We start from the raw sequence: 1,179 nt of genomic DNA on the forward strand, positions 1-1,179 counted from the left end.
GCGATCTAATGGTGGCGCAGCCGGTGTCGACGGAGTGACGATTGAGGAATTTGAATCCGACTTGAAGAGTAACCTCTACAAGATTTGGAATCGAATGAGCTCAGGCGCCTACTTCCCGCCACCTGTTCGTGCCGTCTCCATTCCGAAGAAGAGCGGAGGCCAAAGGATCCTCGGGGTGCCAACTGTGGCGGATCGCGTGGCACAAACAGTTGCCAAACAACTCATTGAACCGACTCTGGACGCAATCTTTCTGGCGGATTCCTATGGCTATAGGCCCGGCAAATCGGCTCTTGATGCCGTAGGCGTCACGCGCAAGCGTTGCTGGAAGTACGACTGGGTTCTTGAATTCGATATCAAGGGGCTGTTTGACAACATTGACCACGAGCTTCTGCTGCGGGCTGTCCGGAAACATGCAAAGTGCGAGTGGGCGTTGCTCTACATCGAACGATGGCTGACAGCGCCGATTGTGCAAGAGGATGGAGCTGTCGTCGAGCGAAGCTGCGGCACCCCGCAAGGGGGAGTAGTGAGCCCGATTCTCGCCAATCTCTTCATGCACTATACATTTGATCTCTGGATGGCACGAACGTTCCCTGAACTCAGGTGGTGCCGGTATGCTGACGACGGGTTGATACACTGCCAGAGTGAGGTGGAGGCGCAGAGCGTTTGCGAAGCGCTGAGAATTCGACTGGCCGAGTGTCGTCTGGAATTGCATCCGACGAAGACGAGGATTGTCTACTGCAAGGACGATCGACGCCAAGGCAAGAGCGAGACGGTTATGTTCGACTTTCTCGGATATTGCTTCCGGCCGAGGTCAGTCCGGGGGCCGTACTCGCAGAAAATTTTCTGCGGGTTCACTCCGGCGGTCAGCAAGTCAGTGCTGAACGCGATGCGGGCAACGATCCGAGACTTGAACTTTCGTAGGCGGCCAAATCTGACGCTGGACGACATTGCCCGCGAACTAAACCCGATAGTTCGGGGGTGGATCGCGTACTATGGGCAATACATGCGCTCGGCGCTATATCCGATGGCCCGCTACATCAACCAAACAATAGCTATCTGGTTGAAGCGAAAGTACAAGCGCTTCCGCCATCGGTTGGGGCGCGCTCGTATCTTCCTGGAGAAGATTGCTCGCGAGAACCGCAGACTCTTTGCTCACTGGCAACTCGGTATTGGCGACAA

1 protein-coding gene is annotated in these 1,179 nt (G+C 55.6%); it reads left to right on the top strand.

Going from position 1 to position 1,179, the window contains the following annotated elements; translation table 11 throughout:
- Positions 1–34 precede the first annotated feature (34 nt).
- Positions 35–1,179 (top strand): group II intron reverse transcriptase/maturase (gene ltrA / locus ACZYOF_RS43865; RefSeq protein ID WP_463719601.1); only part of this gene is annotated, 1,145 nt, incomplete at its 3' end.

Source organism: Bradyrhizobium sp. LeoA1Lang (assembly GCF_055413685.1).